This is a genomic window from Gammaproteobacteria bacterium, from assembly GCA_034522055.1.
In the GTDB taxonomy this organism is placed as follows: domain Bacteria; phylum Pseudomonadota; class Gammaproteobacteria; order JAABTG01; family JAABTG01; genus JAABTG01.
The window spans coordinates 2,019,769-2,034,059 of record JAXHLS010000002.1 but is presented as its reverse complement, the minus strand read 5'-3'; the positions used below and the strand labels follow the sequence as shown (position 1 = coordinate 2,034,059).

The window sequence follows — 14,291 nt, the reverse complement described above, 5'->3', positions numbered from 1 at the left end:
CATTGGCAGACACGATGGCGCGGTGGCCAGTATATCGTCCCCGCGCCTGGGGTGTGGATCAGGCGTCGATGCCGAGCCGGCCGAGGAGCTGGCGCCGGGCGTCCCCGTCACTGACGCCGAGAAATGCCCGGGCGATGGCGGCCGCATCCTGGACATCGCTCTCGTTGATGGCCTGCTTGATCTCCAGCAGGGCGTTGGGGGGTACGCTGAACTCCCGCAAGCCCAGCCCCAACAGCAGCCGGGTATAGCTGGAGTTGCCCGCCATCTCGCCGCACATGCTGACCGGGATCCCCGCTGCCGCGCCCGCCTGCAGGATGATATCGACGAGTCGTAGCACGGCGGGGTGCAAGGGGTCATAAAGGTAGTTCACCTCGTCATCCAGGCGATCGATGGCCAGAGTGTACTGGATGAGGTCATTGGTGCCGATGGAGAGAAAATCCAGGTGGGGCGCGAAGAGATCCGCCGCCAAAGCGGTGCCCGGCACCTCCACCATGACCCCGAGGGGTACGGCGGCGGCATGCTCGAGACCGTCCTGTACCAGGGACTGGTGGGCCATCTCCACCAGCTGGCGCACCTGGCGCACCTCGGCCACCGTGGACACCATGGGCACCATGAGACGCACCTCCCCCAGGGCCGCGGCCCGCAGGATGGCCCGCAGCTGGGTGAGGAAGACCCCGGTCTCGCGCAGGCACAGGCGTACCGCGCGCAGGCCGAGGGCCGGATTGATACACACGGATTCGCTGCCCCCGCGCACGCTGTCACAGGACTTGTCCGCGCCCACGTCCAGGGTGCGGATGGTGACCGGTGCCCCGTCGAGGGCCAGGACCACGGAGGCGTAGGCCTCCACCTGCTCCTCCTCGTCCGGCGGCGTGGCGCGGTTCATGAACAGGAATTCGGTACGGTAGAGGCCGACCCCCGCGGCGTTCACCTGGCGCACCGCCACCACGTCCTCCGGCAACTCGATGTTGGCGTGGAGCCGGATGGCGTGGCCATCGCGGGTGACCACGGGCTTGTCCCGCAGCCGTTCCCGCTGCTTGTGGTGGGTGTAGATGCTCTCCTTGAGTCCCTGGTAGTAATTGGTGATGCGGGCATCGGCGTCAACGACGACGACGCCTTCGCGACCATCCACGATCACCGTGTCGCCGTCCTTCAGATAGGTATGAGCCTGGTGCAGGCCCACCACCGACGGCAGGCGCAGGCTGCGGGCGAGGATGGCGCTGTGGGAGGTGGGCCCACCGAATTCGGTGATGATGCCCACCACGCCCTGGTGGTTGAGCAACACCAGTTCGGCCGGCGACAGGTCGCGGGCCAATACCACATGGCCGGCCAGGGCATCCTCTTCCGCCACGGGGTCACCGGCGCTCTTTCCCAGCAACGCATGCTGAATGCGCGCCACCACATGCTCCACATCGTCCTTGCGGGTACGCAGATAACCGTCATCCATGGCCTCGAAGACGCGCACCAGGTCGTCGCGCTGCACCTTGAGGGCCCACTCGGCGTTGCACGCCCGCTCGCGGATGATCTGGGCCGGCACGGTGGTGAGGGCAGAGTCCTGCAGCATCAGCAGGTGGGTATCGATGAAGGAGGCGATATCCGCCGAGGTGTCCGTGGGGATGCGCCGCTTGACCTCCTGGAGCTGGCGCCGCGCGGATTCCACACCCGCGAACAGGCGGGCCACCTCGGCCTCCACCTGTTGCGGCGCCAGCGCGTACTCCGTCACCTCGAGCTGGGAACGATCGGCCACGTAGAGGTGCCCCATGGCCACGCCCTTGGCGGCGCAGATGCCGCGCAGCAGGACGCTCATTCCTCCTCTCCGAAGCGGTTCTCCACCAGACCACCGAGGGCCGCGGCGGCTTCCTCGGCATCGGGACCCTCCACCACCAGGCGCAACACCGTGCCCCTGGCCGCCGCCAGCATCATCACCCCCATGATGCTCTTGGCGTTCACCTCGCGGCCGTCCCGCCACAGGTGCACCGTGGAATCGAACGAGCCAGCCAGGGTGACGAACTTGGCGGCGGCCCGGGCGTGGAGCCCCAGCTTGTTGACAATGGTGACCTCCCGTTCCAGCTGCGCCATATCAGGCCTCGTTCCCTGCGAACACGCCTTCCCTGCCCCCGCTCAGGGCCTTCTCGGCGAGTTCGCCCAGTGGCAGCTGCGGGTAGTTGAGCACCCGCACCAGCATGGGCAGATTGACCCCCGCCACCATGCGGACCGGGATCCCCGACGCTGCATTGCAGGCGATGTTGCTGGGGGTGCCGCCGAAGATGTCCGTCAACAACAGGACGCCATCGCCCTGATCCATGGCCTCGAGCCGCCGGCACAACAGGGCCGCCATCTCGTCCGGGTCGCTGTCGCAGGGCACGTCGAGGCTGTCCAGGGCCAGGGGCAGCTCGCTCAGCATGCGGGTGACCGCGGCCACCAGGCTGGAGCCGATGCAATCATGGGTGATCAGCAATACACCAACGCTCAAATGGCTGCCCCAGTGTTCGTGGATGCCGGGAAAAGCGGCGACGGCCGGTATCTCTTCAAGGCGAAGCCTCCGCACGCCCGGCGGCCTGCCAGCCCTCGAGGGCCGCCACGAGGCTGGCGTCGTCGGGCCGCGCCGCCACCAGGGGCCTCAGACGGAAGCCGAATTCGCGGGCCCGCGCCACCATGTCCTCGTTCACCACCAGCAGACGCACGCCCCCGGTACAGGCATCGAGCCCCGGGCCGGCGATGGCCACCAGATTCTCCATGGCCTCGCGGCTGGTGAGCAACAGCACGTCCACCTCCCCGGCCCCACAGGCCGCCGTCAGCCGCCCGCCGTCGGTGTCTTGCGGCATCACCCGGCGATAGACCTCAGCATAGTCAACCCGCGCGCCCCGTGCCCTCAATTCGTCCGCCAACAGGGCCCGCCCCCCCTCGCCGCGAAAGATGATGATGCGCCGCCCCGCCACCCGTTCGGCGGGCAGCAGCTCCAGCAGACCCTCGCTGGTGAAGCGCTGGTGCGGCACCACGGCGGGGCGCACGCCCTGGGCCGCCAGGGCGCGGGCGGTGGCGCCACCAACCGCCGCCACCTCCAACCCGGCGAGGCTGCGCCCCCGGCGGCGCACCAACTCCAGCCCCCACTGGGCCGCGTTGGCGCTGATGAAGATGGCCAGGCCGTAGTCGTCGAGACGGTCCACCAGGGCTCGGGCGGGGGCCTCGTCCGTGGGTGGTGCCACCTCCAGCAGGGGATACTCCATGACCCGGGCACCCCGGCGCTCCAACTCGGCCACCAGCCCGGCGGCCTGGTGGCGCGGACGGGTCACCACCACCCCCAGGCCCTCAAGCGGCCGGGTGGCCACCGGCCTCCCCCAGGACCTCCCGCAGGATGACATCGGCACCGGCGGCGATGAGGGCCTCGGCGAGCTCGATGCCCAACCGCTCGCCATCCTCCGGGGCACCGCTCACCTCGTCCCGCAGCACCTCGCTGCCATCCAGCCGCCCCACCAACCCCCGCAACCGCAGGGTCTCCCCCACGAGTTCCGCGTGGCCCGCCACCGGCACCTGGCAGCCCCCCGCGAGGCGCCGGTTGAGGGCCCGCTCGGCGGTGATGCGCAGGGTGCTGTCGCGATCCGCCAGGGGGGCGATGAGGGCCTCCACGGAGCCATCGCCGCTACGGCATTCGATGCCGATGATGCCCTGGCCGATGGCGGGCAGACACTGCTCCGTGGTCAGGCGGCTGGCGATGCGTCCCCCCATCCCCAGCCGCATGAGACCCGCACTCGCCAGCACGATGGCGTCGTAGTCGCCACCATCGAGCTTGGCCAGGCGGGTATTCACGTTGCCCCGCAGATCCCGTACCCGGAGGTCCGGCCGCAGGGCCCGCAACTGCACCTGGCGGCGCAGGCTGGAGGTGCCGAGCACGGCGCCCTCCGGCAGGTCCTCGAAACGATCGAGGCGGTTGGACACGAAGGCGTCGTGGGGGTCCTCCCGGGCCAGTACCACCGGCAGGTGGAGACCGTCAGGAAACTCCACCGGCACGTCTTTCATGGAGTGCACGGCGATGTCCGCCGTGCACTCCAGCATGCCCTGCTCCAGTTCCTTCACGAACAGCCCCTTGCCCCCCACCTTGGCGAGGGGGGCATCCAGGATGCGGTCGCCGCGGGTGGTCATGGTCACCAACTCCACCGCCAGGCCGGGATGGGCCGCCACCAGTCGCTGGGCCACGTGCTCCGCCTGCCACAGGGCCAACGGGCTCTTGCGGGTCGCGATTCGAATGACGTTCATGGGATGGTCGACCTTTTCGGGATCCACGGTGGGGTGACGGGCGGGATCGCCGCCGCGGGAGGGCAAACAGTAATGTCGCCCCGCGGGCGATGCAAATGAACGGGATGCCAACCACCCCGGGGGCATGGGATACTGGAGCCTTTCCATGGCCCCTTGACGTGATGATCAAGACTTCGATTTTCCTTGCCGCCCTGCTCGCCCTGTTCGTCTCGGGGCCTGCCTCAGCCGACCCCCGGGAGACCCTGCTGACGCGGGACCTGGCCGACGCCGGCGCCCGCGCCGCTGCCCGAGACATCCCCATCGTGCTCCTCATGAGCGCCTCCTACTGCGGCTACTGCGACCGCGTGCGCGACGAATTCCTGGTGCCCATGATCATCGGCGGCGACTATGCCGGGCGTGCGCTGTTGCGGGAACTCGCCATCGACGGCCCCGCGGTGCGCGACTTCGACGGCGCGCGACGAGGGGCGGACGTCATCGCGCAACGTTACGCCGTGTCCCTGGTGCCCACCCTGCTGTTCCTCGACGGCGAGGGCCGCGAACTCGCCCGGCGCATGGTGGGTCTGGGCACGGTGGATTTCTACGGGGCCTACCTGGAGCGGGCCGTCGAGACCGCCGAGGCCCGCCTCGCCACCCCGGACCCCGCACCATGACCGTGGACATAGGGGTGGTGATGGACCCCATCGCGGCCATCAACATCAAGAAGGATTCCAGCTTCGCCATGATGCTGGCGGCCCAGGCCCGCGGCTGGCGCCTGTGGTACATGGAGCCCGACGACCTGCTGATGCGCGACGGCGTGGCCTGGGCCAGCCGTCGCCCCGTCACCGTCACGGACAACCCCGGCGGCTGGTACGAGCTGGGGGCGCGGGTCCTGGCCCCCCTGTACGAGCTGGACGTGGTGCTGATGCGCAAGGACCCGCCGGTGCGCCGGGAGTATATCTACGCCACCTATATCCTCGAGGCGGCAGAGCGCGACGGCACCCTGGTGGTGAACCGCCCCCAGGCCCTGCGGGACGTCAACGAGAAGCTCTACACCGCCTGGTTCCCAGAGTACTGCACCCCCACCCTGGTGGACCGTGACAACGAGCGCATCCGCGACTTCCTCATGGAGCACGGCGACGTGATCCTGAAACCCCTGGACGCCATGGGCGGCGAATCGGTGTTCCGGCTGCGGGAGGGCGACCCCAACACCAGCGTGGTGCTGGAACTCATGACCGACCGCGGCCAGCGTTACACCATGGTACAGCGCTTCATCCCCGAGATCCGCGACGGCGACAAGCGCATCCTGCTGGTGGACGGCGAGGCCGTGCCCTATGCCCTGGCGCGCATCCCGGCCCGCGGCGAGACCAGGGGCAACCTGGCGGCCGGCGGGCGAGGCATGGGCGTGCCCCTGTCCGAGCGTGACCGCGAGATCTGCGCCCGGGTGGCCCCCTGCCTGCGGGACAAGGGGCTCGTCTTCGTCGGCCTCGACGTCATTGGCGACTGGCTCACGGAGGTCAACGTCACGAGCCCCACCTGCATCCGCGAGCTGGACGCCATCTACGGCCTGGACATCGCCGGCACCCTCATGGACGCCATCCACCAGCGCCTCACCGCTCGCCGGGACGCGTGACGGGGGCAGCCCGCCCGCGCCCGGGCAACCGGCCCCCGGGACGCCGCCACATCCTCGGCCGTTGCGTCGTGGCGGCCCTTGCCTTCCCCCTGGTCCTGGTGCTGGCGGCGGGCTGCGAGGCCCCGCCCCAGCTGCATCAGCGCCAGCTCTACACCTTCGGCACCCTCGTCGAGGTGTCCCTGTGGGGGGTGGAGGCAGACCTGGCGGAGCAGGCCTTCGAGGCCCTCGCCGGGGAGTTCGACTACATGAACGAGGCCTGGCACGCCTGGCGCCCGGGCACCCTCGGCACCTTCAACGAGCGCTGCGCCACGGGCGAACCCTTTGAAGGTGACCCGGGGGTCGTGGATCTGGTACGCCTCGGCACCACCCTGTCGGAGCGCAGCAGCGGCCTGTTCAACCCCGCCATCGGCCGGCTGGTGGCCCTGTGGGGCTTCCACGCCGACCTGCCGGAGCCCCGGGCGCCCCCCGTCGCGGCCATCGCCGAACTGGTGGCGGCGGCGCCGGCCATGACCGATATCCACCTGGACGACACCACGGTGCGCTGTACCAACACCGCCGTGCGCCTGGACTTCGGGGCCTTCGCCAAAGGCTACGGCGTGGACCGTGCCATGGAGCGCCTGCGCGAACTCGGCATCGACGACGCCGTCATCAACGCCGGCGGCGACCTGCGGGCCATCGGCAGCAAGGGGGAGCGCCCCTGGCAGATCGGCGTGCGCCACCCCCGCGGCCCGGGGGCCCTGGCACGGCTCGAGGTGGCGGGGGACGAGAGCGTATTCACGTCAGGGGACTACGAACGCCACTTCGAATGGCAGGGCACCCGTTACCACCACATCATCGATCCACGCACCGGCTGGCCCAGCCGCGGGGCCGCCTCCGCCACGGTGGTACACGGTGACGCCACCACCGCCGATGCCGCCGCCACCGCCCTGATGGTAACCGGCGCCGGCGCCTGGCCGGCGGTGGCGGCGCGCCTCGGCGTCACCGAAGCCCTGGTGATCACCGCCGATCTGGAGATAGAAATGACCCCAGCCATGGAGCAGCGCCTGCGACTCACCAGCGAGCCCCCGGCCGTGCGCGTGCTGCCCCTGCCCAACCCCCGGCCCAACCCCCGGCCCGTCCCCCGTGCCGCCGGGCCCGCGGATTGAGGTAGACTCGTCTTCCGACATGCGCACCCTGTTGGCCCGCCTCCAATCCCTATCCCCCGCCGCCATGGCGCCGTCGGAGCGCCTCGGCGTCTCCATCATGCTGGCCCTGGCGGTGCACGCCCTGGTGGTCTTCGGCGTCACCTTCATCCCCGAGCAACCACCACGGGAGAGCCGCAACACCCTCGACATCATCCTCGTGCCGAAGGAAACCGAGAAGCCCCCGGAACAGGCGGACTTCCTCGCCCAGGCGAGCCAGGAAGGGGGCGGGGAGAGCCCCGAGAAGGCACGGCCCACCACGCCGACGCCGGCCCCCATGGTGGCGGCGGAACCCAAAGTCACCGCGGCTGCCCCCGCCCCCGCGCCGCCGCCCCCGCCCGCTCCCGAGCCGCCACCCGAGAAGCGGGTGCTCACCCAGGAGAAGGCCGCGGTCAAGGTGGAGCCGGTGGAGACGAAGCCCCCGAAGCCGCCGGAGCCCGAACCACGGCCCGAACCGGAGCCGGCCCCCGAACCCGAGGCCGAGCCCAGGATATCGGCCGCCCAACTCATCAATCGCAGCCTGGAGATGGCCACCCTGTCGGCGGAGCTGGACGTGCGCATGAAGCGCTATGCCGAGCGGCCCCGGCGCAAGTACATCAACGCCCGCACCCGGGAATACAAATACGCCGCCTACATGGAGGCCTGGCGGGCCAAGGTGGAACGGGTGGGCAACCTCAACTATCCCGACGAGGCCCGGCGCCGGCGTCTGTCCGGCAGCCTGCTGCTGGACGTGTCCCTCAAGCCCGACGGCAGCATCAACAAGATCCAACTGCGGCGTTCCTCCGGCGAGAAGGTGCTGGACGACGCCGCCATGCGCATCGTGCGCCTCGCCGCGCCCTTCGCGCGCTTTCCCGACGGCATCAGGGAGGAAACGGACATCCTCCACATCGAGCGCACCTGGCAATTCCTCGGCAGCAACCAACTGTTCGCGCGCTGATCCGACCCGTCACGGCGCTTGTAACCGGCATGGCCAGATTCGATACTATGGGGCCATGACCCGGTTGAACCTTACCAACCATTTTCTCATCTCCATGCCGAGCCTGGCGGATCCCAACTTCCATCAGACGGTGACCCTGCTGTGCGCCCATAACGAAGACGGCGCCATGGGCATCGTCATCAACCGCCCCCTGGAGCTGGAGTTGGGCGAGGTGCTGGCCCAGATGGACATCACGGCGGAATCGGACCGGGTCCAGCACCTGCACGTGCTGGAAGGCGGACCGGTGCAGCGGGAGCGCGGCTTCGTCATCCACCGCCCCCGGGGCGACTGGGATGCCATGCTGCCGGTGGGCGGCGACATCGGCGTCACCGCGTCCCGCGACGTGCTCTCCGCCATCGCCCACGGCGAGGGCCCGGAGGAATCGGTGGTGGCCCTGGGCTATGCGGGTTGGGCCGCCGGCCAGCTGGAACGCGAGCTGTCCGAGAACGCCTGGATATCGGGGCCGACAGACGACCGCATCCTGTTCCACACCCCCTTCGAGAAGCGCTGGGAAGAGGCCCTGGCCCTGCTCGGCATCGACCAGAACATGTTGTCGAGTGACGCCGGCCACGCATGAACGGCCCCGCGGGGTGCTGCTGGGCTTCGATTTCGGCACCCGCCGCATCGGCACCGCCGTGGGCCAGCGCATCACCGCCACGGCGCACCCCCTGGACACCATCCGGGTGCAGCATGATCGCCCCGACTGGGAGGCCATCGCCGCCTTGATGGCACGATGGCAACCGGAGGCCGCCGTAGTGGGGCTGCCCCTGAACATGGACGGCAGCGAGCAGGCCATCACGGCACGGGCACGCCGCTTCAGCCGCCAGTTGAACGGCCGCTTCGGTGTGCCCGTGCACCTGATGGATGAGCGCCTGAGCACCCGTGAGGCGGCGCGCCGCCTCGAAGACGACGGACGCCCCGTCACCCACCTGGACCCGCATGCCGCGGCCATCATTCTGGAGACCTGGCTCAACGCCAACGCCTGAACCATGAAGGAAATACCCCAAGTCGAGGCCCTGCTCGAGGCCATGTGCGCCGAACTCCGGGACTTTCTGGCCGCCCAGGCGCGCGAGGCCCCCTTGGTGGTGGGGATCCGCACCGGCGGCGTGTGGGTCGCCGAGGGGCTCCGTTCCAGGCTCGGCGTCGCCGATCCCATGGGCGAGCTCAACATCAACTTCTACCGCGACGACTTCACCCGCATCGGCCTCCATCCCGAGGTCCAGCCTTCCATGCTGCCCTTCGACGTGGACGGCCGCCACGTGCTGCTGGTGGACGACGTGCTCCACACGGGCCGTACCATCCGCGCCGCCTTGAACGAGATCTTCGATTACGGCCGGCCGGCCAGCGTCACCCTGGCGGTACTGGTGGAGCGCAGCGGTCGCGAGCTGCCCATCCGCGCCGACGTGGCCGGCACCCGCCTGTCCCTGCGCCCCCAGGACCACATCAAGCTCACCGGCCCGGAGCCCCTGGGCCTGGAGTTCAAGCAGGCCCGATGAACCTGCAGCTCACCGACGAAGGCAGGCTCCGCCATTTTCTCACCATCGAGGGGCTGGACCGCCCCATGTTGACCCGCATCCTCGACACCGCCGAGTCCTTCGTGGGGGTGGGGGAGCGGGTGGTGAAGAAGGTGCCCCTGTTGCGCGGCAAGACCATCGCCAACCTGTTCTTCGAGCCCAGCACCCGCACCCGCTCCACCTTCGAGCTGGCGGCCAAGCGGCTGTCGGCCGATCTGCTCAACCTCAGCGTGTCCGCCTCGGCCACCCGGAAGGGCGAGAGCCTCATGGACACCCTGCGCAACCTCGAGGCCATGCAGTGCGAGATGTTCGTGGTGCGCCATGACGCCAGCGGCGCCGCCCACTACATCGCCTCCCACGTCGCCCCCCATGTCTCGGTCATCAACGCCGGCGACGGCCGCCATGCCCATCCCACCCAGGCCATGCTGGACATGTTCACCATCCGCCGCCACAAGCAGCACTTCGAGCATCTCAAGGTGGCCATCGTGGGGGATCTCATGCACTCGCGGGTGGCGCGTTCCCAGATCCACGCCCTGTCGATCCTCGGCGTGCCGGAGATCCGGGTGGTGGCCCCGCGTACCCTCATTCCCCCCTTCATCGAGAACATGGGGGTCCATGTCTATACCCGCCTCGGCCGCGGCCTCAAGGACGTGGACGTGATCATCATGCTGCGGCTCCAGAACGAGCGCATGGACAGCGGCCTGCTGCCCAGCCAGCACGAATACTTCCGCTACTACGGCCTCACCGAAGAGCGCCTGGCGGTAGCGGACGACAACGTCATCGTCATGCACCCGGGGCCCATGAACCGCGGCGTGGAGATCGACAGCGACGTGGCGGATGGCCCCCACTCGGTGATCCTCCAACAGGTGACCTACGGCATCGCCATCCGCATGGCCGTGATGTCCATGTGTCTCGGCAATCCGCCAGCGGTGGAAGGAGGCGAGGCCTGATGGGTATCAGCATCCGCGGCGGCTGGGTGGTCGACCCCGCCAACGGCATCGACGAGCAGCTGGATATCCACGTGGAGGACGGACTCATCGTCGGCCTCGGCCCGACGCCCGCGAACTTCGAGGCCGAGCGCGAGTTCCATGTCGACGGCAACGTGGTGTGTCCCGGCCTCATCGAACTGCGGGCCTCGCTGCGGGAGCCGGGCCAGGAACACAAGGCCACCATCGCCAGCGAAAGCCGGGCCGCGGTGCACGGCGGCATCACCACCCTATGCTGTACGCCGGACACCGACCCGGTAGTGGACACCCCGGCGGTGGTGGAACTCATCCACCAGCGGGCGGCTGCCGTGGGCTGCGCCCGGGTAGAGGTGCAGGGGGCCCTGACCCAGCGCCTCGAGGGCAGCCGGCTGTCGGAGATGGGGGCGTTGCGGGACGCCGGCTGCATCGGCGTCTCCAATGCCTACCGGGTGATGGAGAACACCGAGGTGGTACGCCGCGCGATGGAGTATGCCGCCACCTTCGGCCTCACGGTATTGCTGTTCCCCGAGGACCCGTGGCTGGCCCGGGACCATGCCGCCCACGAGGGCGCGGTGGGCACCCGCCTCGGGCTGCCGGGGCTGGCGGAAACCGCCGAGACCATCACCCTGGCGCGGGACCTGCTGCTGGTGGAGGCCAGCGGCGTGCGCGCCCACATCTGTGGCCTGTCCACCGCCCGCGGCGTGGAGATGGTGGCCCAGGCCCGCGGCCGCGGCCTGCCGGTGACCGCCGACGTGGCGCTGCCCAACCTGTTCCTGACGGAGATGGACCTGACCGATTTCAATTCGGCGTGCAAGGTACGCCCGCCCCTGCGCACTCAGCGGGATCGGGACGCCCTGCGCCAGGGGGTACACGAGGGCACCATCGCCACCCTCTGCGCGGCCCATCAGCCCCATGAGCCCGACGCCAAGCAGGCTCCCTTCACCGAGGCCGCGCCCGGCATCAGCGGCCTGGAGACGCTGCTGGCCCTCACGCTGCGGCTGGTGGACGAGGGCCTGCTCACCCTCCAGCAGGCCCTGGCGCGCATCACCTACGAGCCGGCCCGGGTGTTCGGCCTCGAGGCCGGCACCCTGAGCCCCGGCCGCCCCGCGGACATCTGCGTCTTCGACCCCGAGCGCCACTGGCGGCTGACCCGGGATCGCCTGTGGAGCGAGGGCCACAACACCCCCTTCATGGGCTGGGAGTTCAAGGGCGAAGTGACCCACACCTTCGTGGCGGGGCGGCTGGTCTACCGCCTGGAGGAACCATGAGCAGCCATCGCGACAGCCTGCTCGTGGAGGACGCCGGGGTCGTGGCCCACGAGGCCTACGAGGGGGACCAGTATATTCTCAGGATCGACGCGCCGCGCATCGCCGCCCGGGCCCGCGCCGGCAGCTTCGCCCATATCACCTGCGGGCCGCGGCTGCCCATGCGCCGGCCCCTGTCCATCATGCGGGTGGACGCCCGCGATGGCTGGCTGGAATTCCTCTACAAGGTGGTTGGGGACGGCACCGGCGAGCTGTCCCGGCGGCGGCTGGGGGAGGTAGTGAGCGTGCTGGGCCCCATCGGCCGGCCCTTCATGGCCTCGCCCGAGCGCCCCCGCCCGCTGCTCGTGGGCGGGGGCGTGGGGATCCCGCCCATGGTGTTCCTGGCCGACGAGTTGCGTACGGATCCACGCTACCGGCCCCTGGTCATCATGGGCTCGGAGGTGCCCTTCCCCTTCCGCCCCTGGCATTCCAGGCTGGAGGTGGCCGGTATGCCCGATGGCGTGGATGCAGGCATGCCCCTGCTGGAGGACTGGGGGGTCCCCAGCCGCCTCACCAGCCTCCAGGGCTACGCGGGCTGCCACCAGGGCTACGTCACGGATCTGGCGCTCCTGTGGCTGGACACCCTGGACGACGCCGCACGCCGCGAGGTGGAGATCTTCGCCTGCGGCCCCCACCCCATGTTGGAGGCCGTGGCCCGTATGGCGGCCGCGTACCATCTGCCCTGTCAGCTGTCCCTGGAGGAATTCATGGCCTGTGCCGTGGGCGGCTGCGCCGGCTGCACCGTGGAGGTATTGACGGATCAGGGCCCGGCCATGAAGCGGGTGTGCGTGGACGGCCCCGTGTTCGAGGCCAGGGCCGTGTTTCCCGAGTTGTTTCTCGACGGCAAGGCCTGAAAACACGCGCCGCACCACTCCACCCGGGAGGGTCTGTCAGGCATCCAGGTAGGGAGGCGCCTCCTCATCGTCCTCATCGAGAATGGGCGTGCCCACGGTATCCACCAGCACGGTATGACACTCGATATCGAACCAGTCCCGGAACACCGGATAACCGCGGTCATGCGGCCATAACGCCGGATCGGCATACCACGCCTCGAGTTCCGCCTCGAACAGGGTCTGATAGTTGATGGCGACCCATTCCTCCACCGTATCCCAGGTCTCCGCATCTTCCGGCGCTATGAGATAGAGCGTGGACTCGTGATCGGTGTCCGCCGCCGTCAGTTCGCTGCCATCCGGCGGTGCTTCGACGGCGTTGAGCCAGGCGATGGCCGGCTGCTTGTATCTGAGGATGATGGCGGCGCGATTGATCACGACGATGCACTCATGGCTGGCGATGAAGGCGGAGATGATATAACCGCCGATGTACCCATGTCCCCTCAATTCGCCTTGGAGAGAACACGTCCCAGGGCGATGCCACTCGCCCCGATCAACGTCTGGCGACCCGGTTCCGACCCGCCGCCTTGGCATCATACAGGGCCTTGTCGGCGCGCTTAAGTGCCGCCTCCACATCGGCATCGACAGCGCTTATCCCGGTCACGCCGATACTCACCGTCAGATGCGCCTCACCGGCACCGCCGGATACTGGCAGCACCAGAGCCGCCACCGCTGCGCCGAGGCGCGTGGCGGTCTCGGCAGCCTCCTCGATGGAGGAATTGGGCAGCATCACGACGAATTCATCGCCGCCGTAACGTCCGAGGATATCGCTGCGACGCAGGGCCTGGCGTGCGGTCCTCACCAAAGCCCGCAGCACCTCGTCACCAAATGCGTGGCCGAAGGCATCGTTTAGGGGTTTGAACTCGTCCACATCCAACATCATGACGGCGACGTCATGGCCGTAGCGACGCCACCGCTCGAACTCACGCTCGGCGAGTTCGAAAAAATGGCCACGGGTATAGGCCCCGGTCAGGCCATCAGTGGCGGCAGTGCGACGCAAGGCCGCTTCGGCGTGCTTGAGTTCGGTGACATCCAGGACGGTGCCTAGGATCCGTGCCGGCCCCTCTGCAGCGCGACGGATCCGCGCCCGCGCCTCCAGATGTTTCACTTCTCCAGCGCCTCCCACGGTGCGGAAGGAAACCCGCAGGACGCCGGTATGCTCGATGGCGTGGACGATGGCAGCCTGAACGTCCTCTCTATCCTCGGGATGCACGGTGCGCACGGACAGCTGTTCGTCCTCCGCCTCCGCTCCTTGGATGAAGCTGAACAGGCGGAAGGTTCGAGCGGCCCACGTCTCCGGCGACCCCGTCATCTCCCAGTCCCAAGTGCGCAGCCCCGCCAACTCCTGCGCCTCCTGCAGCCTCTCCCGGAGGCGCTGCAACGCCTCCACCTGGGAACTCAACGCACCCTCCCGTCGTTTGGACTCAGCGAGTGCACCTGTCACGCGCCGCAGCCTCGTCCCCATGACGACGATCGCCACCGCCATGACGATGAACGCCAGCAGCAAGAGCAAGTTGTAAAGCGGAACGCCCATTGGCGGCTGCTCCAAAAGTCGTGACTTATTATATTCTGACCCACGGAATGGCCTTACGGCCGCGGAA

17 protein-coding genes are annotated in these 14,291 nt (G+C 69.1%); 10 read left to right on the top strand and 7 right to left on the bottom strand.

Features of this window, described 5'->3' with window-relative positions; all coding sequences use genetic code 11:
• Positions 1 to 58: 58 nt before the first annotated feature.
• Genes ptsP through hemC form a run of 5 tightly spaced genes read right to left on the bottom strand, consistent with a single transcriptional unit; the run spans position 59 to position 4,251 of the window.
• The gene (gene ptsP / locus U5S82_09875) at positions 59 to 1,804 is read right to left on the bottom strand and encodes a phosphoenolpyruvate--protein phosphotransferase (protein MDZ7751954.1); all 1,746 of its coding nucleotides are present in this window, start codon (positions 1,802 to 1,804) and stop codon (positions 59 to 61) included.
• The gene (locus U5S82_09870) at positions 1,801 to 2,076 is read right to left on the bottom strand and encodes an HPr family phosphocarrier protein (GenBank protein ID MDZ7751953.1); all 276 of its coding nucleotides are present in this window, start codon (positions 2,074 to 2,076) and stop codon (positions 1,801 to 1,803) included. Before U5S82_09870 ends, ptsP begins: the two co-directional genes overlap by 4 nt.
• Position 2,077: 1 nt before the next feature.
• On the bottom strand, positions 2,078 to 2,470 hold the full coding sequence (locus U5S82_09865; GenBank protein MDZ7751952.1) for a PTS fructose IIA subunit family protein: 393 nt from the start codon (positions 2,468 to 2,470) through the stop codon (positions 2,078 to 2,080).
• Positions 2,471 to 2,525: 55 nt separating this feature from the next.
• Positions 2,526 to 3,326 carry a uroporphyrinogen-III synthase gene (locus U5S82_09860; protein MDZ7751951.1) on the bottom strand — a complete coding sequence of 267 codons (801 nt, stop codon included), beginning with the start codon at positions 3,324 to 3,326 and terminating at the stop codon, positions 2,526 to 2,528.
• A complete protein-coding gene (gene hemC, locus U5S82_09855; protein MDZ7751950.1) occupies positions 3,307 to 4,251 on the bottom strand; it encodes a hydroxymethylbilane synthase in 945 nt (314 codons plus the stop codon). Before hemC ends, U5S82_09860 begins: the two co-directional genes overlap by 20 nt.
• Before the next feature lie 161 nt (positions 4,252 to 4,412).
• On the opposite strand from hemC, the gene U5S82_09850 reads away from it, so the two are divergent.
• From U5S82_09850 to U5S82_09805, 10 genes are read left to right on the top strand one after another with little or no spacing between them, the layout of a single operon-like run.
• Positions 4,413 to 4,901 carry a thioredoxin family protein gene (locus tag U5S82_09850; GenBank protein MDZ7751949.1) on the top strand — a complete coding sequence of 163 codons (489 nt, stop codon included), beginning with the start codon at positions 4,413 to 4,415 and terminating at the stop codon, positions 4,899 to 4,901.
• Positions 4,898 to 5,860 (top strand): glutathione synthase, encoded by a 963-nt coding sequence (gshB, locus tag U5S82_09845; GenBank protein ID MDZ7751948.1) that lies wholly within the window; start codon positions 4,898 to 4,900, stop codon positions 5,858 to 5,860. The genes U5S82_09850 and gshB overlap by 4 nt, the downstream gene beginning before the upstream one ends.
• Complete coding sequence (locus U5S82_09840; protein MDZ7751947.1) at positions 5,857 to 7,005, top strand: FAD:protein FMN transferase; 1,149 nt, start codon at positions 5,857 to 5,859, stop codon at positions 7,003 to 7,005. Before gshB ends, U5S82_09840 begins: the two co-directional genes overlap by 4 nt.
• Before the next feature lie 19 nt (positions 7,006 to 7,024).
• On the top strand, positions 7,025 to 7,978 hold the full coding sequence (locus tag U5S82_09835; protein MDZ7751946.1) for a TonB family protein: 954 nt from the start codon (positions 7,025 to 7,027) through the stop codon (positions 7,976 to 7,978).
• Positions 7,979 to 8,033: 55 nt separating this feature from the next.
• Positions 8,034 to 8,594: a YqgE/AlgH family protein gene (locus tag U5S82_09830; GenBank protein MDZ7751945.1), complete on the top strand. Its 561-nt coding sequence runs from the start codon at positions 8,034 to 8,036 to the stop codon at positions 8,592 to 8,594.
• On the top strand, positions 8,575 to 9,003 hold the full coding sequence (gene ruvX / locus U5S82_09825) for a Holliday junction resolvase RuvX (protein ID MDZ7751944.1): 429 nt from the start codon (positions 8,575 to 8,577) through the stop codon (positions 9,001 to 9,003). Before U5S82_09830 ends, ruvX begins: the two co-directional genes overlap by 20 nt.
• A gap of 42 nt (positions 9,004 to 9,045) precedes the next feature.
• Positions 9,046 to 9,513: a bifunctional pyr operon transcriptional regulator/uracil phosphoribosyltransferase PyrR gene (pyrR, locus tag U5S82_09820; protein MDZ7751943.1), complete on the top strand. Its 468-nt coding sequence runs from the start codon at positions 9,046 to 9,048 to the stop codon at positions 9,511 to 9,513.
• Positions 9,510 to 10,481 carry an aspartate carbamoyltransferase catalytic subunit gene (locus tag U5S82_09815; GenBank protein MDZ7751942.1) on the top strand — a complete coding sequence of 324 codons (972 nt, stop codon included), beginning with the start codon at positions 9,510 to 9,512 and terminating at the stop codon, positions 10,479 to 10,481. The genes pyrR and U5S82_09815 overlap by 4 nt, the downstream gene beginning before the upstream one ends.
• Positions 10,481 to 11,764: a dihydroorotase gene (locus tag U5S82_09810; GenBank protein ID MDZ7751941.1), complete on the top strand. Its 1,284-nt coding sequence runs from the start codon at positions 10,481 to 10,483 to the stop codon at positions 11,762 to 11,764. The genes U5S82_09815 and U5S82_09810 overlap by 1 nt, the downstream gene beginning before the upstream one ends.
• A complete protein-coding gene (locus U5S82_09805; GenBank protein MDZ7751940.1) occupies positions 11,761 to 12,654 on the top strand; it encodes a dihydroorotate dehydrogenase electron transfer subunit in 894 nt (297 codons plus the stop codon). The genes U5S82_09810 and U5S82_09805 overlap by 4 nt, the downstream gene beginning before the upstream one ends.
• A 36-nt stretch (positions 12,655 to 12,690) precedes the next feature.
• Here U5S82_09805 and U5S82_09800 read toward each other — a convergent pair whose 3' ends face one another.
• Positions 12,691 to 13,137 carry a hypothetical protein gene (locus U5S82_09800; GenBank protein ID MDZ7751939.1) on the bottom strand — a complete coding sequence of 149 codons (447 nt, stop codon included), beginning with the start codon at positions 13,135 to 13,137 and terminating at the stop codon, positions 12,691 to 12,693.
• A 46-nt stretch (positions 13,138 to 13,183) separates the two neighbouring features.
• Positions 13,184 to 14,224 carry a diguanylate cyclase gene (locus U5S82_09795; protein ID MDZ7751938.1) on the bottom strand — a complete coding sequence of 347 codons (1,041 nt, stop codon included), beginning with the start codon at positions 14,222 to 14,224 and terminating at the stop codon, positions 13,184 to 13,186.
• Between the last annotated feature and the right edge of the window lie 67 nt (positions 14,225 to 14,291).